The sequence below is a fragment of the Aliihoeflea aestuarii genome (assembly GCF_024105665.1).
Lineage (GTDB): Bacteria > Pseudomonadota > Alphaproteobacteria > Rhizobiales > Rhizobiaceae > Aliihoeflea > Aliihoeflea aestuarii.
Window position 1 is genome coordinate 31,358 of the sequence record NZ_JAAAMK010000001.1, and the last position, 24,503, is coordinate 55,860.

At 62.2% G+C, this 24,503-nt stretch carries 23 protein-coding genes, 1 pseudogene and 1 riboswitch; of the genes and pseudogenes, 7 read left to right on the top strand and 17 right to left on the bottom strand.

Annotated features, from left to right (window positions below; all coding sequences use genetic code 11):
• Window positions 1-62: 62 nt before the first annotated feature.
• The 7 genes from GTW25_RS00170 to GTW25_RS00200 all read right to left on the bottom strand — a co-directional run bounded on the left by GTW25_RS00170 (window position 63) and on the right by GTW25_RS00200 (window position 5,528).
• Window positions 63-761 (bottom strand): helix-turn-helix domain-containing protein, encoded by a 699-nt coding sequence (locus GTW25_RS00170; protein ID WP_252909944.1) that lies wholly within the window; start codon window positions 759-761, stop codon window positions 63-65.
• A 382-nt stretch (window positions 762-1,143) separates the two neighbouring features.
• A complete protein-coding gene (locus GTW25_RS00175; protein ID WP_252909945.1) occupies window positions 1,144-2,358 on the bottom strand; it encodes an MFS transporter in 1,215 nt (404 codons plus the stop codon).
• The gene (arsH, locus tag GTW25_RS00180) at window positions 2,358-3,074 is read right to left on the bottom strand and encodes an arsenical resistance protein ArsH (RefSeq protein WP_252909946.1); all 717 of its coding nucleotides are present in this window, start codon (window positions 3,072-3,074) and stop codon (window positions 2,358-2,360) included. The genes GTW25_RS00175 and arsH overlap by 1 nt, the downstream gene beginning before the upstream one ends.
• A complete protein-coding gene (gene arsB / locus GTW25_RS00185; protein ID WP_252909947.1) occupies window positions 3,071-4,159 on the bottom strand; it encodes an ACR3 family arsenite efflux transporter in 1,089 nt (362 codons plus the stop codon). Before arsB ends, arsH begins: the two co-directional genes overlap by 4 nt.
• A 37-nt stretch (window positions 4,160-4,196) precedes the next feature.
• Window positions 4,197-4,622, bottom strand: a complete 426-nt coding sequence (gene arsC / locus GTW25_RS00190) for an arsenate reductase (glutaredoxin) (protein WP_252909948.1) — start codon at window positions 4,620-4,622, stop codon at window positions 4,197-4,199.
• Window positions 4,623-4,630: 8 nt separating this feature from the next.
• Window positions 4,631-5,173, bottom strand: a complete 543-nt coding sequence (locus GTW25_RS00195; protein ID WP_252909950.1) for an arsenate reductase ArsC — start codon at window positions 5,171-5,173, stop codon at window positions 4,631-4,633.
• Window positions 5,166-5,528 carry an ArsR/SmtB family transcription factor gene (locus GTW25_RS00200; protein WP_252909953.1) on the bottom strand — a complete coding sequence of 121 codons (363 nt, stop codon included), beginning with the start codon at window positions 5,526-5,528 and terminating at the stop codon, window positions 5,166-5,168. The genes GTW25_RS00195 and GTW25_RS00200 overlap by 8 nt, the downstream gene beginning before the upstream one ends.
• 47 nt (window positions 5,529-5,575) lie before the next feature.
• On the opposite strand from GTW25_RS00200, the gene GTW25_RS00205 reads away from it, so the two are divergent.
• Window positions 5,576-6,070: a DUF6428 family protein gene (locus GTW25_RS00205; protein ID WP_252909955.1), complete on the top strand. Its 495-nt coding sequence runs from the start codon at window positions 5,576-5,578 to the stop codon at window positions 6,068-6,070.
• Window positions 6,071-6,213: 143 nt separating this feature from the next.
• On the opposite strand, the gene GTW25_RS00210 is transcribed toward GTW25_RS00205, so the two are convergent.
• The 7 genes from GTW25_RS00210 to GTW25_RS00240 all read right to left on the bottom strand — a co-directional run bounded on the left by GTW25_RS00210 (window position 6,214) and on the right by GTW25_RS00240 (window position 10,861).
• Window positions 6,214-6,984 carry a DUF1835 domain-containing protein gene (locus GTW25_RS00210; protein WP_252909957.1) on the bottom strand — a complete coding sequence of 257 codons (771 nt, stop codon included), beginning with the start codon at window positions 6,982-6,984 and terminating at the stop codon, window positions 6,214-6,216.
• Window positions 6,985-7,196: 212 nt separating this feature from the next.
• Window positions 7,197-7,706: a hypothetical protein gene (locus GTW25_RS00215; RefSeq protein ID WP_252909959.1), complete on the bottom strand. Its 510-nt coding sequence runs from the start codon at window positions 7,704-7,706 to the stop codon at window positions 7,197-7,199.
• Between the two features lie 28 nt (window positions 7,707-7,734).
• On the bottom strand, window positions 7,735-8,859 hold the full coding sequence (locus GTW25_RS00220; RefSeq protein WP_252909960.1) for a type VI immunity family protein: 1,125 nt from the start codon (window positions 8,857-8,859) through the stop codon (window positions 7,735-7,737).
• 179 nt (window positions 8,860-9,038) lie between these two features.
• Window positions 9,039-9,227 carry a PAAR domain-containing protein gene (locus GTW25_RS00225; protein WP_252909961.1) on the bottom strand — a complete coding sequence of 63 codons (189 nt, stop codon included), beginning with the start codon at window positions 9,225-9,227 and terminating at the stop codon, window positions 9,039-9,041.
• Between the two features lie 109 nt (window positions 9,228-9,336).
• Complete coding sequence (locus tag GTW25_RS00230; protein ID WP_252909962.1) at window positions 9,337-9,822, bottom strand: hypothetical protein; 486 nt, start codon at window positions 9,820-9,822, stop codon at window positions 9,337-9,339.
• Window positions 9,823-9,824: 2 nt separating this feature from the next.
• Window positions 9,825-10,304, bottom strand: a complete 480-nt coding sequence (locus GTW25_RS00235; protein ID WP_252909963.1) for a hypothetical protein — start codon at window positions 10,302-10,304, stop codon at window positions 9,825-9,827.
• Window positions 10,305-10,513: 209 nt separating this feature from the next.
• Complete coding sequence (locus tag GTW25_RS00240; RefSeq protein WP_252909965.1) at window positions 10,514-10,861, bottom strand: polysaccharide biosynthesis/export family protein; 348 nt, start codon at window positions 10,859-10,861, stop codon at window positions 10,514-10,516.
• 647 nt (window positions 10,862-11,508) lie between these two features.
• Here GTW25_RS00240 and GTW25_RS00245 point away from each other — a divergent pair.
• The 4 genes and pseudogenes from GTW25_RS00245 to GTW25_RS00260 all read left to right on the top strand — a co-directional run.
• Window positions 11,509-11,637, top strand: a pseudogene (locus GTW25_RS00245) (ABC transporter permease); the annotation flags it as partial.
• Window positions 11,638-11,661: 24 nt separating this feature from the next.
• Complete coding sequence (locus GTW25_RS00250; protein WP_252909966.1) at window positions 11,662-13,455, top strand: gamma-glutamyltransferase family protein; 1,794 nt, start codon at window positions 11,662-11,664, stop codon at window positions 13,453-13,455.
• A gap of 159 nt (window positions 13,456-13,614) precedes the next feature.
• Window positions 13,615-13,822, top strand: a riboswitch (cobalamin riboswitch).
• 113 nt (window positions 13,823-13,935) lie between these two features.
• Entirely contained in the window at window positions 13,936-15,183 is a 1,248-nt protein-coding gene (locus tag GTW25_RS00255; RefSeq protein WP_252909968.1) for an aromatic ring-hydroxylating oxygenase subunit alpha, read from the top strand.
• 124 nt (window positions 15,184-15,307) lie between these two features.
• Complete coding sequence (locus tag GTW25_RS00260) at window positions 15,308-16,399, top strand: FAD-binding oxidoreductase (protein ID WP_252909970.1); 1,092 nt, start codon at window positions 15,308-15,310, stop codon at window positions 16,397-16,399.
• A gap of 1 nt (window position 16,400) precedes the next feature.
• Here GTW25_RS00260 and GTW25_RS00265 read toward each other — a convergent pair whose 3' ends face one another.
• The 3 genes from GTW25_RS00265 to metH all read right to left on the bottom strand — a co-directional run bounded on the left by GTW25_RS00265 (window position 16,401) and on the right by metH (window position 22,610).
• A complete protein-coding gene (locus tag GTW25_RS00265) occupies window positions 16,401-17,507 on the bottom strand; it encodes a pyridoxal phosphate-dependent aminotransferase (protein WP_252909971.1) in 1,107 nt (368 codons plus the stop codon).
• Between the two features lie 112 nt (window positions 17,508-17,619).
• Window positions 17,620-18,777 (bottom strand): serine hydrolase domain-containing protein, encoded by a 1,158-nt coding sequence (locus tag GTW25_RS00270; RefSeq protein WP_252909973.1) that lies wholly within the window; start codon window positions 18,775-18,777, stop codon window positions 17,620-17,622.
• Between the two features lie 77 nt (window positions 18,778-18,854).
• The gene (gene metH / locus GTW25_RS00275) at window positions 18,855-22,610 is read right to left on the bottom strand and encodes a methionine synthase (protein WP_290127866.1); all 3,756 of its coding nucleotides are present in this window, start codon (window positions 22,608-22,610) and stop codon (window positions 18,855-18,857) included.
• Between the two features lie 112 nt (window positions 22,611-22,722).
• On the opposite strand from metH, the gene GTW25_RS00280 reads away from it, so the two are divergent.
• Window positions 22,723-23,325: a TetR/AcrR family transcriptional regulator gene (locus GTW25_RS00280; RefSeq protein WP_252909975.1), complete on the top strand. Its 603-nt coding sequence runs from the start codon at window positions 22,723-22,725 to the stop codon at window positions 23,323-23,325.
• Window positions 23,326-23,336: 11 nt separating this feature from the next.
• On the top strand, window positions 23,337-24,500 hold the full coding sequence (locus GTW25_RS00285; RefSeq protein ID WP_252909977.1) for an isovaleryl-CoA dehydrogenase: 1,164 nt from the start codon (window positions 23,337-23,339) through the stop codon (window positions 24,498-24,500).
• Window positions 24,501-24,503: the final 3 nt, after the last annotated feature.

Here is a 24,503-nt window from a genome sequence, read left to right on the forward strand (position 1 = left end):
TTGCCGACCACGCGAGCCAGCCTCAAAGCTTTCACCGCAAACGGCACAATTCCCGATCCGCATCAGCGCTCCCCCATCTGCGCTAACCATGCGGCGGCGCGCTCGTGCTTTGGCAGTCGGTTGATTTCGGCCGCGATCTTGCGGTAACGCGCCGCCTCCGCAGCATCGGCCTTCGCGGCGCTTCTCCCGCCCACAACCGGGAGTAGCATTGGCACCTGCTTCGACGGCAAGCGCCTATTCGTCATAAGCCCATTCGAGGGTTCGGCAGATCGCAGCCGAGAAGGGGCTGGCTTCTGCCCCTCAACCTGCTCAGGTTCTTTCAACTGGTTCCTTCGACTGGTTTGTAGGCACGGTTGTTCCTGTTCAACCGGCACGCTTGTTCCTGTTGAACAGGCACGGTTGTTCCTGTTTGCCGCGTCCATAGAAGCGCCCTTCATCAACGAATTCCACTCTGAGACGACGCGCGCGAAGGTCGCCCAAAGCGGCGTGTAGCTCGCGCAATGAGAGTGACCGCCGTGGCTGACCTTCTCGAACAGTGGTGCTGGTCCGTCGCAAAGCTCTTTCGTCGCCTTACGCACCATCCGAACAGATATGCCGAGGAGCGTAGCGAGACGTTCGTTGCTTGGATCGCAACGGCCTGTCTTGTGATTGAAGTGATCGAGGATGGCGGCCGCAACGCGCCGAGTGTCGCCGGTGAAGCCAGGCGCTAGTCCGATCGCCTTGAGCGCGATCAGAACGCTGCTCTCTGGCAAGCGTGACATCAGCGAGCGGCCTCGCGGATTGCGCAGACGGCCTCATGGGGCGTCAGACCAAACCGCCGTCGCAGAGCTGGAATTATCGGCCGTTCGCACCGGTCACGGTTTGAACGATACCAATCGGCGGCGGTCGAAATCGCCTCTGTGCTCTCGTGACAAAGACCTGTTTTTCCGCCAATTGGGAGGTTGGACGCGCGCGTTAATTGCGCAATGTTTTCAGTGAGCGGTTTTGATGGGTTGGGATTTGTAAGGGCTTGAGAATTATGGCGTGTGTTGCGCCCATCCTCTCCGCCATCGCCGCCGATTGCCCTCTATAGCTCGATATTGCCGCCGATCACCGCATCCCGCCATGTAAACCGCCGATTCTACGCTACAGCCTGATAGATGCTCATTGCTGCGCAATTGGAGTTGATTTCATGGCCCTCCAGAGCAGCACGACGAGCACCAGATTGGCAACGGCGAGAGCGGCCAGCGCCACAAGGGTTTGATCGGTGCCTGCAACAGATAGCAGGATCGCGCCCACGGTGGGGCCAACGGCTTGGGCGATGAGACTGGGCCGAGCAAGCCGTCCCATGATCGGCGCATAGCGCGAGGGACCGAACAGGGCGAGCGGGAGCGCGCCCCTGGCGATCGAGAAGATGCCGTTGCCGGCCCCGTAGAAGATGAGCGACAGGCCGATGATGGGGAAGCCCGCCGCCAGCATCGACATCCCGGCCGCGCTCAGTACGGAGGCGATCGCAAGCGTCCAGAACGGATGATGCCTTCCCCCGCTCGCCATTTCACAAATCCGGCCCGCGACCTGGGCTGGGCCGATCAGCGCGCCGAGTGCCACCGCCTCGGCGAGCGATAGTCCGCGTTGCTGCAACAGGGTGAGCAGATGAACCGATATGATAGTGACGCCGAGCCCGGCCAGCACCGTGATCGCCATCACGGTCAGATAGGCTCGGCGCTCTTGACCGCGAAGCTCGATGCGCGGTGTTTCGTGCTTCCCGCCAACCGGCTTGGGCTCGCCGTTGCTCGGAAGGACCAGCAGCACGAGCGGCAGGCAGATCGCGAGATGAATGCCGGCATAGGCCAAACACGCCCCGCGCCATCCCCAATGCTCCAGAAACAAGGCCGAGAGCGGCCAGCAGACAGTGCTTGCGAAGCCGCCCCATAAGGTCAGGGTAGTGATGGCGGATCGGGCGGAACGGCCATAATAGCCGCCGAGCGTGGCAAAGGCCGCGTCATAGAGGCCGCCCCCCATTGCGATGCCGAGCACGATCCATCCGAGAACGAACACCCATAGCGACGGTGAAGCCGCAAGGATGACGAGACCGGCAGCGAGCAGAAGGCAAGCCAAAACCAGGACGGGCCGCCCTCCGTATTGGCCGATTGCATCGCCTACGCGCGGGGAAACGATGCCGGCCGCGAGCAGGCCGATGGAGAGCGCGCCGACGATCCACGAAAGCGACCAGCCCGTGTCGGCCGCGATCGGGGCTGCGAGAACAGCCAGCAGGTAATAGGAGCTGCCCCATGCGAAAATCTGCACCACGCCGAGCGCGGAGATGACGGGCCACCGTCTTGGCCCGGATATACCCGTCTGCGCCGGCAGGTTCGTCATCAACGGACGCGCTTGAGCGCCATGCGCTCTTCCAGCTTATCGGCCGTTTCCTTGCGCTCGCTGTAGCGATCGGTGAGGTAGGGGGCGATATCGCGGGTCAGGAGCGTGAACTTCACCAGTTCCTCCATCACATCGACCACCCGATCGTAATAGGATGAAGGCTTCATCCGGCCTGCTTCGTCGAACTCCTGATATGCCTTGGCGACCGAGGACTGGTTTGGGATGGTGATCATCCGCATCCATCGGCCAAGGACGCGAAGTTGGTTGACGGCGTTGAAGCTCTGCGAGCCGCCGGAGACCTGCATCACAGCTAGCGTGCGACCTTGCGTTGGGCGGACCGCGCCCATCGCGAGCGGTATCCAGTCGATTTGCGCCTTGAGGATTCCGCTCATGGCGCCGTGGCGCTCGGGACTGGTCCAGACCTGCCCTTCGGACCATTGCGACAGTTTCCGAAGTTCTTGCACTTTTGGATGATCGACGGGCGCACCATCGGGTAGCGGCAGGCCGTGCGGATCGAACACACGGGTTTCCGCGCCGAAATGGTTGAGCAGTCGTTCGGCTTCGAGGGTGAGCAGCCTGCTGTAGGAGCGTTCGCGCAACGAGCCATAAAGCAGCAGAATGCGCGGCGGATGAGCGGAAGGCGTCGTTCGCAGGCGCTCGATGGATGGGTTGTCGAGCGCGGCGCGAACCAGATTGGGAAGGTCGGAAACCGTCATGGTTTGGCCTCGGCACGCACGGCAACGGGTGTCCTTGTTTCAGGAAACCATCTTGCGCCGAGCCTGAGCGAGACATGGACGAGCAGGATGAGTGCTGGCACTTCCACGAGCGGCCCGATGACGGCGGCGAAGGCCACCGGCGAGGCGAGGCCGAAAGCGGCGATGGCGACCGCGATGGCCAGCTCGAAATTATTGCCCGCCGCCGTGAAGGCGATCGCCGTTGTGCGCGGATAGTCCGCCTCGATCAAGCGCCCCATCGCAAAGCTGATGAGGAACTGGATGATGAAATACAGCGCCAGAGGGATCGCTATGCGCAGCGCATCGAGAGGCAACGCCACCACATCCGCGCCCTTGAGGCTGAACATCGCGATGATGGTGAACAGCAGGGCTGCAAGCGTTATCGGGCTGATGCGCGGCAGAAATTCGCGCTCATACCAATCCCCACCCTTGCGGGCGACGAGGATGCGCCGCGTCAGGTATCCGGCGAGGAACGGGATGCCGAGATAGATCAGCACCGCTTCTGTGATGGTCCAGAAGCCCACATCGATCACGCTGCCCTCAAGGCCGAAGAGAGGCGGCAGGACGTTGAGGAAGAACCACGCATAGATCGAGAAGAACAGAATCTGGAAGATCGAGTTGAAGGCGACGAGGCCGGCGACATACTGGTTGTCGCCGCGCGCGAGCTGGTTCCAGACCAGCACCATGGCGATGCAGCGGGCAAGCCCGATCAGGATCAGCCCCGTCATGTATTCCGGGTAGTCGCGCAGGAAGATCACCGCCAGGGCGAACATCAGCGTCGGGCCGATGATCCAGTTCTGCACCAGCGAGAGGATCAGCACCCGCTTGTCGGAAAAGACTTGATGCAATTCCTCGTAGCGGACCTTTGCGAGCGGCGGATACATCATCAGGATCAGGCCGATGGCGATCGGAATGTTGGTGGTGCCGATCGACATGGCGTTAAGAGCATCCGGCAGGCCGGTGAACAGCGTGCCAAGCACGACACCAAGCGCCATCGCGGCGAAAATCCACACCGTCAGATAGCGGTCGAGGAAACCAAGGCGGGACGCTGGCTTGAGGGAAGCCATGAGTATTCTCCAATTGCGGGCTTGTGGAGGCTAAAAGTCAGGCGGAAGCGACGCGCCGTCCGTGTTCGTCGATGATGCGCTCGCCGTCTTCTTTCACGAACGCGCCGCGCTGCGGGGGCAGCAGATCGAGCACGGCTTCCGAAGGGCGACAGAGCCGCACGCCTTGGGGGCTGACGACGATCGGACGATTGATGAGAATGGGATGCTCCATCATCGCGTCGATCAACGAATCGTCGCTTAGCTCGGTATCAGCCAAACCCAATTCTGTGTGAGGCGTGCCCTTCTCGCGCAGGAGATCGCGCGGTGCGATTCCCATGCGGGCGATGAGTTGGACAAGCAGCGCGCGGGACGGCGGCGATTTGAGGTATTCGATCACATGCGGCTCGACGCCGGAATTGCGGATCAGGCCGAGCGTGTTGCGCGAGGTGCCGCAATCGGGGTTGTGGTAGATGATGACGTCCATCGTCGCCCTCACGCTGCGCTGTCGCGGGGCGAAGTCGCCCCTTCGCTCTGGCCGATTTCGACCAGCCTGGTCCGAAGGGAGGACCTGTCGAGGCTGGCGAAGGGGAGTGCGGTGAAGATCGCGATGCGGTTTTTCAGATAGCGGAACGCGATCACGAAAGCCGCCTTGCGCTCGATCTCGGTGCCCTCGACCGCGGCGGGGTCTTCGATCCCCCAATGCGCCGTCATCGGCTGGCCCGGCCAGACCGGGCACGCTTCGCCGGCCGCGTTGTCGCAGACGGTGAACACGAAATCCATGACCGGGGCATCAGGAGACGCAAATTCGTCCCATGCTTTCGAGCGCAGGCCATCGGCGAGATAGTCGAAGTTCGCCAGCGTCGTGATGGCGAGTGGATTGATCGTTCCCTTGGGCTGGCTTCCGGCAGAGTAGGCACGGAAGCGGCCCGCGCCATCCTTGTTCAGGATGCTCTCGGCCAGGATCGAGCGCGCCGAGTTACCGGTGCACAGGAACAGGACATTGAAGATGCGTTCGGGCGTGGCGTTATCAGGCATGGGCGTTGTCCTTGGCAGAAACACAACAGGCGGCGAGTGCGGCGACAGCCGGGGTGCAGACTTCGGGATGCCCCTGGCAGCAGTCGCGCATGAGAAATTCGACCAGGCCGGACAGCGCCGGATAGGCGGCGCTGTAGATGATCGAACGCCCGTCGCGGCGTGACGCGACGAGGCCGGATTGTTCAAGGTGGCTCAGGTGGAAGGACATGCGCGACGACGATGCGCCATCCATCGCTTCCCCAATCGCGCCGGCCGGCATCCCTTCCGGGCCAGCCGTCACCAGCAGGCGGACGATGCGCAGCCGGGTTTCCTGGGAGAGCGCCGCAAACGCTGAGAGGGCTTGCTTTTCATCCATTATCGCCTCAATGTCTCAAGAGTTGTTGAATAAATGAATACACGCTGATGAACGTTCGCGCCAGCCCCTTAATCAGCGAATTTCCCGATGATGCCCCGCTCGGGTCGATCCTCGACGTTTTGGACGCCCATGCCAACAAGGCTCTTGTCCTCACCCTTGGCAACGAGCGAGTGCAGGCCGGCTATCGCATCATGGAGGTCAAGACCGGTTCCTTCGTCACGCTCGATTGCGGCGGCAATCGCGATGCGTGGCGGGAAACGATTTTGCAGGGAGAGGACATACCCTTGACCCACGGCAGCGCTCCCATGACCGTCGCAAAATTCCTGTCGATCCTGGGCCAAGTCGGCAACAAGGTTCAGCTCGACATGGACGCGCGGCTGACCTGGGAAGTCAGCCGACCGGACGATCCAATGCAGGTCTATGACGTGGCCGACATCGAGATCGACAACGATCGGGCGATTGTGCGGCTCTCCCCACGCCCGGCAATCTGCAAGCCTAGGCGCCGCGCGCAACAGGCGAGAGTGTCCGCCTGTTGCGTGTAAGTTCACTCTGGAGCCATTGCTATACCCGTACGGTCCCTGAGTTGGGTTACAAAGGTAGGGCTATAGCGTAGATGTAGTTCTCGGTTCGATCGGCTTCGGCCCGCCATCTCCGCGCAGGTGCTCTGAAATCCCTTCTCGCACTGCTAGCGTCTGCAGATCCGATAATCCCGCAACGTCTCGCCTTGCATATCCACCTCCATCAGTCCTATCGCGATGAAATGCCGGAGGCGGGACGCGACGAATATATAGCCGAGTGGATTGCGAGGATCACTACCGCTCATGACGTCACCAACGACTCGCGCCGCCAAAGTCCACGTACGGGGGCACAGGCCTAGAATGAAGTCGTCATGCGCCGTAATGGGTCTGAATAATAGTCGCCCTTGCGAGTCGCATTCTCGCAAAAGTTCCGGCCTTGCCGCAATGCGGGGATACTCTTCCGCCATCGCGGTCACATCTGCAGGTGAAATAAGAACGGCCTTCGGCGCAAATTTTGCCAGTGTTTTGGGTGAATGAACCGCAACCGAATGAAGTTCAACTTGTGGGGACACGGGAACACGCCACATGGCAACATTTTCTGCAGTCAGCCAATGACATGCCATTCGCAGAAGCACGTAGTCGCCCCCGCTTTCGCTGCCCCAGATGAGAATGCGTCGCGGCTTCTCGGCCGCGACGCATTCTCGCAGATCGCGCCACGGTGCAAAAGCATCGTCCCGAGCCTGACACGGCAGTTCATCACTGTCGTCCGGAACCACGAGCGACCTCCAGAAGGCTGCGCGTGCGCGCCCATCGGACAATGGCCCCAGTTCAAGCGCATCCATGATGGAGAATACCTTGCCCGGAAGGCCGAATTCGCGAATGGCGGCGCGAAGGGAGCCGGCAGCGCTGTTAGAAACAACCAAGTGGAGGTCTGTCATCAAGCCTGCCTCTGAGGGGTTTCACCATGCAGCACCGCCGCTGTTCGGTTGGTCGCTTCGCACCATTCTATACCGTTTGCTCGCAGTTCACTCCAGGATGGTCAGAGAGGGCTACAGCGTCGACGTCGTTCTCCGTTTCGGCGGCTTCGGCCCGCCACCATCGCCGATCATCCAGGATTTAGCGACGATCCGCAGGAACGCGTTCGCCTGTCCTACCCGCCGGTTCCGATATTGACGAGGATGCGCGAGCCCACTTGAACGAACGAATACTGGGTCGCGCCTCGTATCCACGAGGCCGATATCGTTTCGACGGCGTCATTCCTGTCGAAATTGTCCGGCGGGCCAAGCCGCTCCGACAAGGCGCCCAGGAATTCGGAAGGTCCCTCCGTCGAATATGCGCATGCCGTATGTCCGTTCGGGCCGACCGCGATCCAGAACGACAATGATTCGAGCTTGCCGGCCTCCTCCCGCTGCCAGCCCACGATTTCCACCGAACCGCCATTGTAGGCAACGAAGCTGGTATGCCACTCCTGCGTTTCCGCATCGGTCAGCCGCCGCCAGCCAAGTTCGTCGCCCTTCTGCGCCACCACCGACACCGCAGGCGCCTCACAAATATCGAAAAGCCGGTCCACGGTGATGTCGATGGACATCGCCGTCACCGTTCCAATAGTCGCGAACACCGCGCAAACGGTGCCGAGAGCCGTCATAAGCATTTGGTGCATACCGTTCCTCCGTTTCGCGCATTTTGCCTCAGTTGAAGCGTTGCAGCCATTTGCGGGTCTCTTCGCGTTCGTCTTCGCCGCCGCCCAGAACGAACAGCCCGCGCTTGTATCCGGAAAAGCGGATGGGCCGAACCGTTTGGGCAATGCGTCGATATTCGTCCGGTACGATGGCCCGGCTGCCATCGCCGAGTTGCGGAACGTCGCCTGCCAGGAGGATCGCGCCGGTCGGATAGAGATGAACCTGACAGGCCGGCCCAAGCCGCTGCGCGATTTCTTCCGCACCGCCGAGCCGCGTCAACGCGTCATCGCCCAGCACCGTCAGCCAGTTGATCGATTCGATCGATGCGGCGTCCGCTGCGGACGCCTCCACCAGGAACATGCCCGGATCGGAGAAGTCGAGGCCGGGAAAGCGCTTCAGAGCGGGCATCAGCGCCCTGACGCCGCCGGCGCCGAACTCGCCATGCTCCAGCAGCACGCTGTAACCCGCCGTGCCGTGCGCTGCCTCCAGCGACGCCGCCCATCTACGCGTCGTTTCGACGAAATGCACATATCCGTGCGCCGCGACGAAGGATGCCGGGAAATAGACGCTCAGATACGAAAGGCCGAGCGGCATGAGGGGCTCGGTACCGGCCGCACTGAACGACATCGACACCGGGACCGGCTCGTCGACGACCGCGCCGCCGGGATAGCCGAAGACGCCGGCGTCGAACGGCTCCTCCGGCGGCAACGCCTCAGCCTGTTGCGCATAATGGTCGATATAGGTGTCGTCGCAGATCCGGCTCAGGCGGTTCGCGTCGACCTTGAGATAATGCGTAAGTTCTTTGCCGAAGAAACCGTGATAGTCGCGCACGATCGCTGCGAGCGCCGTGCGTCGTTCGACCGTTTCGCCGCCTTTGAAATAGAGTTCGACGGTGAAGCCAACCCGGCCGATCGTAAAGCCGCGATCGTCGGTCAGCCTGATCTCATCGATTGCCTCGTCAGTCCTCATGGTGGGTGCGAGGATACTGGCTATGATATAAGTGATCTCGACACGCTCTGCGTCATCGCCGGCCGACACAAGGCCCTGCGTCAGATTTGGCAACACCTCGAGGCCGACCTCGACGATCTGTTGCGCGCCCCGAAAGTAAGTTTCCTCGTCGGCAGCTTCCTGCATTATCTGAAAGCCTGCCTCGATCGCCAGGGCAGCAATTGGAAAGCTTATGGCAAGCGCCGTGCGCAATAAAAAACCACGAAGGGAACTGCATCACGAGGTCATATCCTGCCAATTCGAGTGCGGAAGACGAATTTGGGTAAAAAAGATTCGCTCGCATCGCCGAGGTGTCTCCTGGATTGTCAGTTGCCGAAGAAGACGTCCTCGGATCCGGTTTCCGCGTGGCCGCCGCAGTCAATGGCATCGCCGATCCGGCCTGCTGGTCGGCCGTTGATGAACACGGAACCGGAGCCGTCTGCGAGCGCCCGGCCATGCGGCCCGGCATGGCCGGCGGTGCAGGCATGAGGTTCATAAGTGCCCCCTACCCGCATGAGCGGCCGCCCGTTCACGAAAACGTCAGGGCTGCCGCTGTTCGCTGCCGAGGGCGGAAAATGGCAGCACGGCCTGAGCCTATATCGTCCTTGCGGTGGGCTGGGGGCATCAGGATCGCCCTCTTCCGCTACCTGCCGATACTCCGAAAATCCGCCTCCAAGGCGTGCCGCCAAACATGGCGTTGCCGATGACGAAGTAACCGAGCAGAACGCCGAACACGGCCAGAGCCCATAGGCCCTGTACATCGAAGAACCAGCCGCGCAATTGCCCTGTCCACCATGCAACGACATAGCCCGGAACCCAAAAAGCCGTCAGGAAATCCAGCATGAACGACACGATCGACCGCCAATATTCCCGCTTCTGAACGAGGCTGAACAAGCGACGAAGGACAGTTCCTCCGAAGAACATGTCACCGACGAAGAAGTAGGCGGCAACCAGCGCCATCGAAAGAAGAATTGCGGCTGCGTCACTATATGAAAATCCCAAGAGCGCCCAAACCATGCCAGCGACCAAACTGAACGGGATCAGCGCAATGGAGAACTCCAGCATAAATACGCCGATCGTTTTCCGGTAGGATGGAGCAGCCCTATCCATGTTCAGCCACCGGAACGTTCACGCGCATAATCTTCCTCAGTTGTTCCAAGGCAGAAAAGCTCCTGACCGTCGAAATAAAGAAGCGGATAGCAATTTCCGTTCTGGGAGGCCGCGCATTCGTTCTGAGCAAGGGCGGATTGTTCTGCGTCGAGCCCGTCAGGGAACCGGGCCAGAATGATATTCCGGCCGACGTTCGGTAGAAGCACCATCGCCTCCTGTCCCTGCGTAAAGCGATCGTGCACCGATTTGGAACGCATCAGAGTGAGAGCCTCGCTGTCCTCCGGGTAAAGACGGCTCGACAAAGCCAGGTCGTAAGCCTTCTCCGGGTGGTTAGAGACCAGTTCTTCGAGTCGTTCTTCATATCGGAAAAACCAACACTCAGCGGCAGCAGCTTCTGTACCCAGCCCATCGATTGATAGCGCTTCGGCGATCGGCGCCGACTGCTCTGAAGAACAAGCCGAGAGCACTATTGTGAGCGTCACACTTAAGGCGGTGAAGCGCGACGACCCATTGCGATTTTCTTCGCGCGTGGTCGGGTTTCGGCTTGATTGGAACTGCCAGCCTCCACACCTAACTCACAAATATTTCTGATAAAAAATTGTATATTATATATGCCACAATAAAACACGGCATCGCAATAATCCAGAATTTAAACTGATTAATAATTCCCACCTTAACGGTACATTTATAGTTAGCCGCGCAGTCCGGCGACGATGCGCGCCTGAAGGGCATCCGGCGAGGATTCCACGACGCGCTGCCGGCCAACGAACGGCAAGGAGACGAAACCGGCCTGATCGACGGTAAAACGACCGAGATTCATCACTTTGGCGTCGGCGGCGGACATCAGCCCTTCTTCGCTGCGGTCGATGATGGTGACCTCGATGACATCCCCTGCGCGCAGACGCTGCGCAGCGGGCGACGCCGTCCTCAATGTGCCGAGACCCGCTCCGGAGCTTGCCGAGCGGGCAGTCGTCGGCGCATAGCCGATCGGAGCCTGGGACAGTTCGAGCACCGGGAAGCGCTCGTTCGAATTGGGCATCGTCGCATTGCGAATATCTGAAACGAGGGGACCATCTGACGGAGCTGCACAAGCGGCAAGAATCAAGACGAGTGCAATAGATCCAAGTATCCGCATGTGTTCCGCCCCTCACAACGATTATTTGAAGACATAGCAGGAGACTTCCGGGCGACAACGTAATAGTGTCGATATATCTCGGCTTTCATGATGCACGAAGTCCTGTTGTTGCAGAATTGCAACCACGCTGTTCTTCAAAGGGGATGGCGGAGCCGAAACAGGCACGGAAGGGGCGTTTCTGCCCGCAGGGCAATCGGCAAACAAGGCTTCACGGCTCTGCCAATCGCTCTGCATCGATACTGCACAGAACGAACGAATCGCGACGCTTGCTGCACGCGCCAGGCTGGGGCAGCCTCGACGGCCGCGAGCGGGGCGCGCGTCGAACTAGCAGCATCTGCGTACCGGGAATCACTACTTTCAAGCCTAAGCAGGACACAGCATCTTGGTTGGATGTACGGGACCAGACCCGATTTTAATCGCCTCGCGCGACACCCGTTCGCTCGATTGCCGTCGGTGGCGCGCAGGCCGGCCAGTTGATGCGGCACACGCGCTCGGCCATGATAGGCGTTCGAAACCAGCTACATCCGAACTACCTGTACCGAGAGGCTGCTTCAAAGAACTTCATGGCGCAGGCGCCGACCATGTCGGTGTTCCCCGGTGCGGCGATCTTCCTCGTCGTGCTCGGCTTCAACCTTCTGGGCGACGGGTTGCGCGATGCGCTCGACCCGCGCGAAAACTGATCAACCGCAAGGACACATAAAAGAATGTTCACGACCAGACCCGAACTTCTCGGGACCTTCGGCGCCGTCACCTCCACGCACTGGCTGGCCACCGGCAGCGGCATGTCCATGCTGGAACGCGGCGGCAACGCATTCGACGCGGGCGTCGCCAGCGCGTTCGTCCTGCAAGTGGTGGAGCCACATCTGGTCGGGCCGGGCGGTGACGTGCCGATCGTCTTTCATTCTGCAAAGACGGGCAAGACAGAGGTTCTGTGCGGGCAGGCGACGGCACCGGCGGGCGCGACGATCGAGCATTACCGCGCCGAGGGGTTGAAGCTCATACCCGGCAACGGTCTTCTGGCGACGGTCATTCCGGGCGCGTTCGACGCCTGGATGGTTCTGCTACGCGACCACGGCACAATGACCGTGCGCGACGTTCTGGAGCCGGCGATCCATTACGCGCAGAACGGCCATCCGCTTTTGCCGCGCGTGGCGAACACCATTGCCGGCCTCAAGGACTTCTTCGAGAAGGAGTGGCCGACAACCGCCGAACTCTTCGTGCCGAAGGGTGCGTTGCCGCAGGCGCGCAAGCTCTTCCGCAACGAGAAGCTGGCCGAAACGTGGGCCCGCATCATCAGGGAAGCCGAGAGCGCGGGGGCGGATCGCGAACGCCAGATCGAGAAGGCGCGCGAGGCGTTCTACAAGGGCTTCGTCGCCGAAGCGATCGACGCCTTCGCCCGTGACAACGCCGTCATGGACGAAAGCGGCGAGCGCCATCGCGGCGTCATCAGCGCCGACGACATGGCGGGCTGGCAGGCGACCTATGACGCGCCGGCGTCGCTCGACTATGGCGACTTCCGCGTCCACAAGACCGGCCCTTGGGGCCAGGGACCGGTCTTCCTGCAAACGCTTTCGATCCTGAAGAACTTCGACATCGGCGCCATGGGGCACTCGTCCGCCGAATTCGTCCATGTCCTGACCGAGGCCATGAAGCTCGCCTTCGCCGACCGCGAAATCTACTATGGCGATCCGAACTTCACCGATGTGCCACTGGACGCGCTTTTGTCCGACGCCTACGGGACTGAGCGCGCCCGGCTGATCGGCGACAACGCCTCGCTGGACCTGCGGCCGGGCACCGTCGACGGACGCGCCGAACAGGTCGCGCGCGGACTTGCGGCCCTCGAACGCCTTTCGCTCACGGGCACCGCATCCGCCGCCAACGAGCCGACGACCGCCGAAATGCGCTCGGCCCGGCGCGGCGACACGGTTCATGTCGATGCGGTCGATCGCTGGGGCAACATGATGGCGGCGATGCCGTCAGGAGGCTGGTTCCAGTCCTCACCGGTCATTCCCGAACTCGGCTTCATGCTGAACACGCGCGCCCAGATGTTCTGGCTGGAGGACGGCCTGCCGACATCGCTCGCACCGGGAAAACGCCCGCGCACCACGCTGACGCCGACGCTCGCGGAAAAGGACGGCAAGCCCTACATGGTGTTCGGTTCGCCGGGCGGCGACCAGCAGGAACAGTGGCAGCTCCAGTTCTTCCTGCGCCATGCCCATCACGGCCTCAATCTGCAGGAGGCGATCGATCTGCCGATGAGCCATACGGGCCACTTCCCGTCATCCTTCTATCCGCGCCAGCGCCGGCCCGGAAACCTGACGATCGAGGAGACGTTCGGGGAAGAGGTGCTTGCCGATCTGGTCGCGCGCGGCCACGACGTGGAACGCTCGCCAGAATGGACGATCGGCCGCCTCGTCGCCGCCGCGCGCGATGCGGACGGCCTGCTGCATGCCGCCGCCACCCCCCGCCTCATGCAGGCCTATGCGGCGGCGCGATAGATCGGAGCACGTCCGATGATGTGTGCCGGGGCCTGCCGAAGGCTCCGATTCACGCGTCGTCCTTGCGCATAAAGTCGCGAGTCCCGCCATGATGATGGCCGGCGTCGCCGGATGCCCATCCGATGTCGCATTCATGCGACTGGAATCAATCGACAGATGATTTAGTCATGGCATTCAGGTGCCGTGGCCGGCGACGGGCATGGAGAATTGGGAAGCCGGTCGAAAACCGGCGCTGCCCCCGCAACGGTGGTGGAGAGAAAGCGGCGACGGGAGCCACTGGGCGGATGCGCCTCGGGAAGGTGTCGCGGCAGGCCCCGAAGAAGGGCCGCTCCAGAGTCCGGAAACCAGCCTGAACGACGATGAACCGACTGATCGCGGTGGGCGATCGAGAGGCGAATGCGTGCGAAGCGGCCATTGGCTCCTCGCCCTTCTCCTTTGCCATCTCCACCAGTTCAGTCCTCGCATGAGGCAGGACAGGACATGGACACGCGCAAGGACATGCTGGAACGGCTGAAAAGCCATCAGCCGGGCTACAGCCTCGACCAGGCTTTTTATACCGATCCCGAATTCTTCAAGCTCGACATGGAGCTTATCTGGTATCGCGACTGGCTGTTCATCGGCCATGATTGCGAATTGCCCAAGCCCGGCAGCTACATCACGGTCCAGATCGGCGAATACCCGGTCGTCGTGGTGCGCGACGCAAAGGGAACGATCCGCGCCTTCCACAACACATGCCGCCATCGCGGCTCGCGGGTCTGCACGGCGGCGAAGGGCACGGCGGCAAAGCTCGTCTGCCCCTATCACCAATGGACCTACGATCTGGATGGGCGCCTCGTCTTCGCGCGCCAGATGGGCGCGGAGTTCGACGCCTCGCAGTTCGGCCTGAAACCGATCGCCTGCGAAAGCGCCGCCGGATATCTGTTCGTTTGCCTTGCCGACGAACCGGCCGATTTTGCCCCCGTTCGCGCCAGGCTCGAGCCCTATCTCGCGCCCCATCGCCTGACCGAGACCAAGATCGCGTTCGAATCGACGATCATCGAGAAAGGCAACTGGAAGCTCGTCTGGGAGAACAACCGCGAGTGCTATCACTGCGCGGGCAACCATCCCGAATTGTGCAAGACCTTCCCCGAGGCACCCACCGCCACCGGCATTCAGGGTTCGAAGAGCGATCCCGAGATCGTCGCGCACTGGGAAAGATGCGAGGCGGCGGGATTGCCGAGCACGTTCGAGATTTCCGATGACGGACAGTATCGCGTCACCCGCGTGCCGCTGCTGCGCGATGCGGTGAGCTACACGATGACGGGCAAGCGCGCGGTGAAGAAGAACCTGTCCGATTCGGTATCGACCGACCGCATCGGCGCGCTTTTGCTCTATCACTATCCGACGACGTGGAACCATGTGCTCGGCGACCATGCCGTCACCTTCCGCGTGCTGCCCATCAGCGCCACGGAGACGGCGGTGACGACCAAGTGGCTCGTTCACAAGGACGCCGTCGAGGGCGTTGATTACGACCTTGCCGAACTCACGCACGTATGGACCGAAACCAACGATCAGGACCGGCGGATCGTCGAGGAAAACGCCTTCGGCATCACCTCCCCGGCCTACCGGCCCGGCCCCTATTCCGAAGAACATGAAGGCGGCGTCATGCAGTTCGTCGAATGGTATTGCAATTTCGCCGAAGATCGGCTGACCGGCGACGCCAAGCCGGCGCTGCGCAGCGTGGCCTAGAGAGGATGTCTATGCTCGACGTTGCCCCCCTCTGCCCTGCCGGGCATCTCCCCCGCAAGGGGGGAGATCACGCTCGTCATAGATGCAGGCTGACCTCGCCACTTGCGGGGAGGATGGGCGATCAATGAACGCGACATCGCTCTACAAATATCTCGACGAGATGGTGCCCTGGGACGACCGGCTCCAGGTGCTGGAATGCCTGCGTGTGGTCGACGAGGCGCCGGACGTGAAGAGCTTCGCCTTCCGCTCCGACAGCCAGACATGGTTCCGATACCAACCCGGCCAGTTCATCACGCTGGAACTGCCGGCCGAGCCGGAACCGCTGATGCGCACCTATACGCTCTCGTCGAGCCCGTCGCGGCCGTTCTCCATCGCCGTGACGGTCAAGGCTCAGGCGGATTCGATCGGCACGCGCTGGATGTTCGACAATCTGAAACCGGGTGACCATATCCGCGCTTTCGGGCCGTCAGGCGATTTCTCGCTGCACAATCACCCGGCGGCCAAGTATCTGTTCCTGTCGGCCGGCTCGGGCATCACCCCGATGATGTCGATGCTGTTGTGGCTCAATGATTTCGCGCCGCAGACCGATGTCGCCTTCATCAATTGCGCGCGGCGCTATGACGATTTGATCTTCCGGCGCGAACTGGAACTCGTCGGCAATTATATGCACGGCCTGTCGCTCGACTTCCTTCTGGAGGAACGGGCGCGGCGCGAGGGCGGGTTCGGCCATGTCGGGCGGATCGATGCCACAAGGCTGAAGCTGATCGCGCCGGACTTCGCCGAGCGGGAAATCTTCTGCTGCGGGCCGGACCCGTTCATGCGCGCGGTGCGCCAGATCCTCGAAGCGGAGAGCTTCGACATGGCGCATTACCATCAGGAGAGCTTCGGCGCGCCAACCATAGAGCGCGTGCAGGCGCCGTTCGAGGAAATCATCAACGCCGAACCGCCGGCCGATGCGCAACCTGTGCGCTTTGCGCTTTCGGATGTCGAAGCCTCGTGCCTGCCCGATCAGACGATCCTGCAGACCGCGCGCGCGGCGGGCGTGCGCATTCCCGCCGCCTGCGAATTCGGCCTGTGCGGCACCTGCAAGACGTTGAAGCTCTCCGGCGACGTGGAGATGAGCCACAATGGCGGCATTCTCGATCACGAGATCGAGGAAGGCTACATTCTCGCCTGCTGCTCGCGCCCGCTCGGGCCGGTAACGGTAGACGCTTGAACTAACCGCGCGCGGCGGCGAGCGCCTTCGGCAGCTCGGCTTCGAAAAGATCGATTTCTGCCGCCGGGCCGACCGAAACGCGAATGCAGCGGTCGAGAACCGGGGCCATCGGCTTGCGCACGAAGATTTCGCGCGCAATCAGTTCCTGCATCACTTTCATCGCGAAAGCGCCGTCGCTTTTGCAATCGATGGTCACGAAGTTCGTTGCCGACGGGATCGCGGAAAACCCGTTCGCCGCTGCGATGGAAGACAGGCGGTCGCGGCAGGCAGCAACATCGGCGATCACCGATTGAAGATATGGCTCGTCGTCGAGCGCCGCGAGCGCGGCGACCTGCGCCATGCGCGTCATGCCGAAATGGTTGCGGACCTTCTCGAACGCGTTGATCGTCCGGGCTTCGCCGATGGCGTAGCCGCAGCGCAGGCCGGCCAGACCATAAGCCTTCGAAAATGTGCGCATGCGAAGCACATTGGGACGCGTCACATCGAGCGGCAAGAGCGTGCCGTGCGGCGCGGTTTCGCCATAGGCTTCATCGAGAACGAGCATCGTCGTTTCGGGCAACGCATCGATGAAGCGTTCCACTTCATCCGCCGGCCACCACGTGCCCATCGGATTGTCGGGATTGGCCAGATAGACGAGCGGCGCGTTTTCGCGCTTGACCGCGTCGAGCAGCGCGACAAGGCTTTCCCGGTCGTCCTCGTAAGGCACGGTGACGAGGCGGGCGCCGAAACCGGCGACGTGGTAGTTGAACGTCGGATAGGCGCCGAGCGACGTGACGACGGGTTGGCCGCTGCCTGCCCAGAGGCGAACGATGAGGCCAAGGAGCGCGTCGATCCCCTCCCCGATGACGATGTTCTGCGGCGCAACGCCAAGTTTGTGCGAAAGCTTGGCGCGCAAATCGGCGCTCTCCGGGTCGCCATACATCCACATGCCGCCGGCTGCTGCGGCGATCGCCGCCTGCACCTTCGGCGACGGTCCGAACCCGCTTTCATTGGCCCCGAGGCGGGCGCGGAACGGGCGTCCTCTTTGCCGCTCTTGTGCTTCCGGGCCGACGAAGGGCACGGTTGCGGGCAGGCTTTCGGCAAGTGGGGTCAGGTGCGGTCGGTTCATGGCGGAGGTCTCTGTTGTTCGCCGTCGCACTACCGCCCGACCGCCGACAAGACAACAAGAAAGCCTGCCTGGCCGATGCTGCCATTGCAGAATATGCAACGAGCTCTGCAAATCAAAGGCTGGCCGCAAGCTGTCCGAGGGCGGAAATCTCGCGAGCCGTCGCCGCATCGTCGCTCGCGTCGGGCCGCGACGATGTCTTGGCGATGGTGATCCGCCGAACCGGATCGGTCCAGACCCACTGACCATGAATGCCGACGCCGCAGAACGAGCCATTTGCATCGCCCACCTGATACCAGCAGGAGCGGTAGCGACCATCGGCGAACATGTCGGCGAAATTGCCGTCGACCCACGCCTGCCGGTCGCCGTTTTTCAAGAGATCGTCGATCCAGCCGGACGGGACGATTTCCTGCCCCGCAGGACCGCGACCTCCATTGCGCACGAGTTCGCCTAGGCGTGCGAGATCGGCGACGGTGATGCAGATGCCGCCGGCTGCGCGTGCGGTGCCGACGCGGTCGACGGTGACGTAGGAGGCGCCCGTTGCGCCCATCGGCTTCAGGAGCCGCTCGGCGAGATAATCGTGATACCGCCGGCCGACCGCGCGTTCGACGACGAGACCGAGGAGGTCGGTGTTCGGCGAAGCGTAGTAGAAGCGCTTGCCGTGATCGCCACCGGCGCGCGGGGGCAGCGTGGCGAGGAATTCCTCCATCGTCTGCGCCGTCGTGTCGGCTCGTTCGGGGTTCCAGAGCATGGCACGTCGGTAGCGGTCGAAGGCGCTGTCGCGGTCGGTATACTCCTCCTCGAACTCGACATCGACGGTCATGTCGAGAAGGTCGCGCACGCGGGCAGTGCCATAGGCGCTCGACTGCGGCATCGGCACATAGCGCGTGATCGGCGCATCGGGATCGAGCAGCCCCTCGCCCGCCGCGATTCCGGCAAGCAGGCCGGTCACCGATTTCGAGATCGAGAAGATGACGTGCGGCCACTCCGGGTCGCAATGCGCCGCGCGCCAGTCGGCGATGCGTTCACCGTCGCGCAGGATGACGAGCGCGTCTGTATAGGAAGAGCGCAGATGGTCGACGACATTTTTGGAAACGCCGCCGAGCTGTAATGAAAGATCATCCAGAAGCGCACTGCCGACCGAAACTTCCGGCTGTTCCTTCGGTGCCGTCATCGTGGCGACCGGCACGAACTCGCTGACGGACTGGAAGCTCAGTGTCGAGAAGGGATGATCGCGCCAGTTCGAAAGATTTACGTCGCCGCGCATTGCCATCGAAGTCTCCTTTGCCGGGACTCCGTCAAACCCGCTTCGCACCATTCCAGTCAAGCCGTTCGGTTTTGGTCCAGCGTCTATTCCGCCGCCTGAGCCAGCGAAGTCGGCACATAGTTGAGGATCGGCGACAGCCAGCGTTCGACCTCGGCGACGTCCATCTTCTTGCGGGCCGCGTAATCCTCGACCTGATCGCGCTCGACCTTGGCGACGCCGAAATAGTAGCTGTCGGGGTGCGCGATATAGAGCCCCGAAACGGAGGAGCCGGGCCACATGGCATAGCTTTCCGTCAGTTCAACGCCGGCCGCGTTCTCGGCGTCGAGAAGCTGGAAGAGCGTCGCCTTTTCCGTATGGTCGGGCTGGGCCGGATAGCCCGGCGCGGGCCGGATGCCGGCATAGCCTTCGCCGATCAGGTCTTCGTTGGACAGCGTCTCGTCCGACGCGTAGCCCCAATATTCGGTACGCACCTTCTGGTGCATGCGCTCGGCGAAAGCCTCCGCGATACGGTCGGCAAGCGCCTTGACCATGATCGAGGAATAATCGTCGTTGGCGCGTTCGAAACGCTCGGCGATCGCGACTTCCTCGATGCCGGCCGTGACGACGAAGCCGCCGACATAGTCGGGCCGCCCCTGCGGCGCGACGAAATCAGAGAGCGCGACGTTCGGCCGTCCTTCGCGCTTGGCAAGCTGCTGACGCAGGGTGAAAAAGGTCGCAAGTTCCTCATTGCGCGTCTCGTCGGCGAACAGGCGAATGTCGTCACCGACCGCATTGGCCGGCCAGAAGCCGATGACGGCGCGTGGACGGAACCAGTTTTCGTCGACAATCTGCTTCAGCATGGCCTGCGCATCGGCGAAAAGCTGGCGCGCGGCCTCGCCCTGCTTTTCATCGTCCAGGATGTTAGGGTAGCGGCCCTTGAGTTCCCATGTCTGGAAGAAGGGCGTCCAGTCAATGTAACGGGCAAGCTCGGCCACGTCCCAATTGTCGAAGGTTTTCGTTCCGAGGAAGGACGGACGCGTCGCCTCGTAGGCCGACCAATCGACCTTCACCGAATTGGCGCGCGCGGCGACGAGCGGTAAACGCTGCTTCTCGGCCTCGCGGCGTGCGTGAGCTTCCGCGACCTTGGCGTATTCCGAGCGCGTTTCGCTGACGAAGTCCGCCTTCTGGCGATCCGACAGAAGCGAGGAGACGACGCCCACCGCGCGGCTCGCATCCGTTACATAAACGGCCTGCCCGCGCTCATATTGCGGATGGATCTTCACCGCGGTGTGGACGCGGCTCGTCGTCGCGCCGCCGATCAGGAGCGGGATGTCGAAGCCCTCGCGTTCGAGTTCAGAGGCGACATGCACCATCTCGTCCAGCGAAGGCGTGATGAGGCCGGACAGACCGATGATGTCGGCCTGTTTCTCGCGGGCGATGTCGAGGATTTTGGTCGACGGCACCATGACGCCGAGATCGATGACCTCGTAATTGTTGCAGGCGAGCACAACGCCGACGATGTTCTTGCCGATGTCGTGGACGTCCCCCTTGACCGTCGCCATGACTATGCGGCCGGCAGACTGGCGCTGCTCGCCGCCATTGGCGCGCTTTTCGGCCTCCATGTAAGGCAGGAGCACCGCGACCGCCTGTTTCATGACGCGCGCGGACTTCACCACCTGCGGCAGGAACATCTTGCCCGCGCCGAACAGGTCGCCGACGACGTTCATGCCCGCCATCAACGGGCCTTCGATGACATGCAAGGGGCGTTCGGCGGCCTGCCGCGCCTCTTCGGTGTCGGCCTCGATATGGTCGGTGATGCCGTTGACGAGCGCGTGTTCCAGCCGCTTTTCGACGGGCCATTCGCGCCACGCCAAATCTTTTTCGCGCGCCTCGCGGCCGCCCTTTCCCTTATAGCGCTCGGCCAGATCGAGAAGACGCTCGGTCCCATCCGAACGGCGGTTGAGCACCACATCCTCGCACGCCTCGCGCAGTTCCGCGTCGATCGTCTCGTAGACGGCGAGCTGGCCGGCGTTGACGATGCCCATATCCATGCCCGCCTGAATGGCGTGATAGAGGAACACGGCGTGCATCGCCTCGCGCACCGGTTCGTTGCCGCGGAATGAGAAGGACAGGTTAGAGACGCCGCCGGAAATGTGAATCCCAGGAAGCGTTTGCGTCAGTTCCCTTGCCGCCTCGATGAAGTCGACGCCGTAATTGTCGTGCTCCTCGATACCGGTCGCGACTGCGAAGACATTGGGATCGAAGATGATGTCTTCCGCCGCAAAGCCCGCCTGTTCCGTCAGGAGCTTGTAGGCGCGGGTGCAGATTTCGACCTTGCGCTTGCGGCTGTCGGCCTGCCCGGCCTCATCGAAGGCCATGACGACGACCGCCGCGCCATAGGCACGGCACAGCCGCGCGTGGTGCAGAAAAGCCTCCTCGCCCTCCTTCATCGAAATGGAATTGACGATGGCCTTGCCCTGCACGCATTTCAGGCCCGCTTCGATGATCTCCCATTTGGAGCTGTCGATCATCACCGGGACGCGGGCGATGTCCGGCTCGGCGGCGATCAGGTTCAGAAACTCGACCATCGCGGCCTGCGAGTCGATCAGGCCTTCGTCCATGTTGACGTCGATGATCTGCGCGCCGTTTTCGACCTGATCGCGTGCGATATCGAGCGCGGTCGCATAGTCGCCATTGGTGATCAGCTTGCGGAATTTGGCCGAGCCGGTGACGTTCGTGCGCTCGCCGACATTGACGAAGGGAATGTCGGAGGTGAGCGTGAAGGGTTCGAGGCCCGACAGACGCATGAGCGGCTTTTTCTGCGGGATCGCGCGCGGCGGATACTTCGCGACCTCGGCGGCGATGGCCGCGATGTGCTCTGGCGTCGAGCCGCAGCAACCGCCGACGATGTTGACCAGCCCTTCGTTCGCGAACCGGCCGATCTGCGCGGCCATTTCGGCCGGCGTCTCGTCATATTGGCCGAATTCGTTCGGCAGGCCGGCATTGGGATAGGCGCAGGTGAGCGTGTTCGCCGCGCTTGAAATCTCGGCGAGATGGGCGCGCATCTGGTCCGCACCGAGCGCGCAGTTGAGGCCGACCGAGAACGGGTCGGCGTGGCGGATCGAGTGCCAGAAGGCAGTCGGCGTCTGGCCGGAAAGCGTGCGGCCCGAAAGGTCTGTGATGGTGCCGGAAATCATGACGGGAAGGTCGACGCCCTTTTCCTCGAACACCTCGCGGCACGCGAAGATGGCCGCCTTGGCGTTGAGCGTATCGAAGATCGTCTCGATCAGGATCAGGTCGGCGCCGCCATCGATCAGGCCGACGATCTGTTCGGCATAGGCGATGCGCAGATCGTCGAAACTGACGGCGCGGTAGCCGGGATTGTTCACGTCGGGCGAAATCGACGCCGTACGGTTCGTCGGCCCAAGAGCGCCGGCGACGAAGCGGCGTTTGCCATCCTGCTTTTCGGCTCGGATTGCGGCGCGCTTGGCCAATCTCGCGCCGTCGCGGTTCAGTTCATAGACCTGATCCTCCATGCCGTAATCGGCCTGCGCGATGGAGGTGGAGGAAAAGGTGTTGGTCTCGAGAATGTCCGCGCCGGCCAGCGCATAGCGATAGTGGATGTCCTCGATCGCCCCCGGCTGGGTCAGGATCAGAAGATCGTTGTTGCCCTGCTGGTGGCATGCGCAGCCGTCGAATTTGTCGCCGCGAAAATGATCCTCGCCGAAGCCGAGCCCCTGAATCTGCGTGCCCATCGCGCCATCGATGATCAAGATGCGCTCGCTCGCCGCCTGCTTCAGCAAGGCGGCGACATCGTCCTTTTCGCGGGGGGCACCAAACAGTTCGTCGATCACGGGCAGTCTCCATCATAAGGCTTGATTGCTCACATAAAGATATCTTTATGTCAACATTGATATCCCGATCTTGAATTAAATGAACGTTCGTTTTATTCATGGATTTCGGGAGGATATCTTGGCGCGCACGATCGGATCGGACGGCGAGAAAACGCAGGCGGCGCTGCGCGAAGCAGCGACGCGGCTGATTGCGCGTCACGGCTATGAAGCCGTCTCGATGCGGCGACTCGCCGATGAAGTGGGCGTTCAGGCCGCCGCGCTCTATCGGTATTTCCCGACGAAGGAAGACCTGCTGTTCTCCCTGATGCGCGCCCATATGGATTCGCTCATTGCCGGCTGGTCCGATCTTGCCGATGACACGGCCGATGCGGAAACGCAGCTTGCCGCGTTCGTGCGTAACCATATCGCGTTCCATCTGGCGCGGCGCGGCTCGACCCATGTCAACAATCTGGAGCTGCGCAGCCTGTCGCCGGACAGGCTGTCGTGCATCGTCGCGCTGCGCGAAGCCTATGAGGGACAGTTGCGCGCGATCCTGCAGCGCGGCGCATCGCAAGGCACTTTCGATGTCGAAGATGCCGCGCTCGTTTCGATGGCGATCCTCCAGATGATCACCGGCGTCATCGTGTGGTTCCGGCCCGACGAACGCCTGTCGATGGACGAAATCACCGACCGTTACCTGACTATGACGCTGCGCCTTGCGGGCGCGAAGCCGCAGATTTGAGGGAGAGACGAATGTACGACCACACGATGAAGTTCGGTCATGGCGAGGATATCGACGCGTTGCGCGAGACCGTGCGGCGCTTCGCGCAGGAGCGGATCGCGCCGCTTGCCGCAGAAATCGATTCCTCGAACGCGTTTCCCAACCAGCTCTGGCAGGAAATGGGCGCGCTCGGGTTGCTCGGCATCACGGCCGATCCCGACCATGGCGGCTCGGGCATGGGCTATCTCGCCCATGTCGTCGCGATGGAGGAGATCAGCCGTGCATCGGCCTCCGTCGGACTTTCATACGGTGCGCACTCGAACCTTTGCGTCAACCAGATCAATCGCTGGGGCACGGATGAGCAGAAGGCGAAATATCTGCCGGCGCTCTGCTCGGGCGAGGCTGTCGGTGCGCTTGCCATGTCCGAATCCGGTTCGGGGTCCGACGTCGTCTCGATGCGCATCCGCGCCGACAAGAAGAACGATCGCTACGTTCTCAACGGCACCAAGATGTGGATCACCAACGGGCCGGACGCCGATACGATGGTGATCTATGCCAAGACCGATCCGGAGCGGAAATCGCGCGGCATTACCGCATTCGTCGTCGAGAAGGACTTCAAAGGATTCTCGGTGGCGCAGAAGCTCGACAAGCTGGGCATGCGCGGATCGAACACCGGCGAACTCGTGTTCGACGATGTGGAAGTGCCGTTCGAGAACGTGCTTCACGAGGAAGGGCGCGGCGTCGAGGTGCTGATGTCCGGCCTCGACTATGAGCGCACGGTGCTCGCCGGCGGGCCGCTCGGCATCATGGCCGCCTGCCTCGACGTGGCGGTGCCTTACGTTCATGAGCGCAAGCAGTTCGGGCGACCGATCGGCGAATTCCAGCTCGTGCAAGGCAAGCTCGCCGACATGTATTCAACGCTTTCGGCCTGCCGGGCCTATGTCTACGCGGTGGCCACCGCCTGCGACCGGGGTGAGACGACGCGCAAGGACGCCGCCGGCTGCATCCTCTATGCCGCCGAAAAGTCCACGCAGACCGCGCTCGACGCCATCCAGCTTCTCGGCGGCAACGGCTATATCAACGAATATCCGACCGGTCGCCTTTTGCGCGACGCCAAGCTCTACGAGATCGGCGCAGGCACCAGCGAAATCCGCCGCTGGCTGATCGGCCGCGAGATGATGGCGGAGAGCATTTGATAG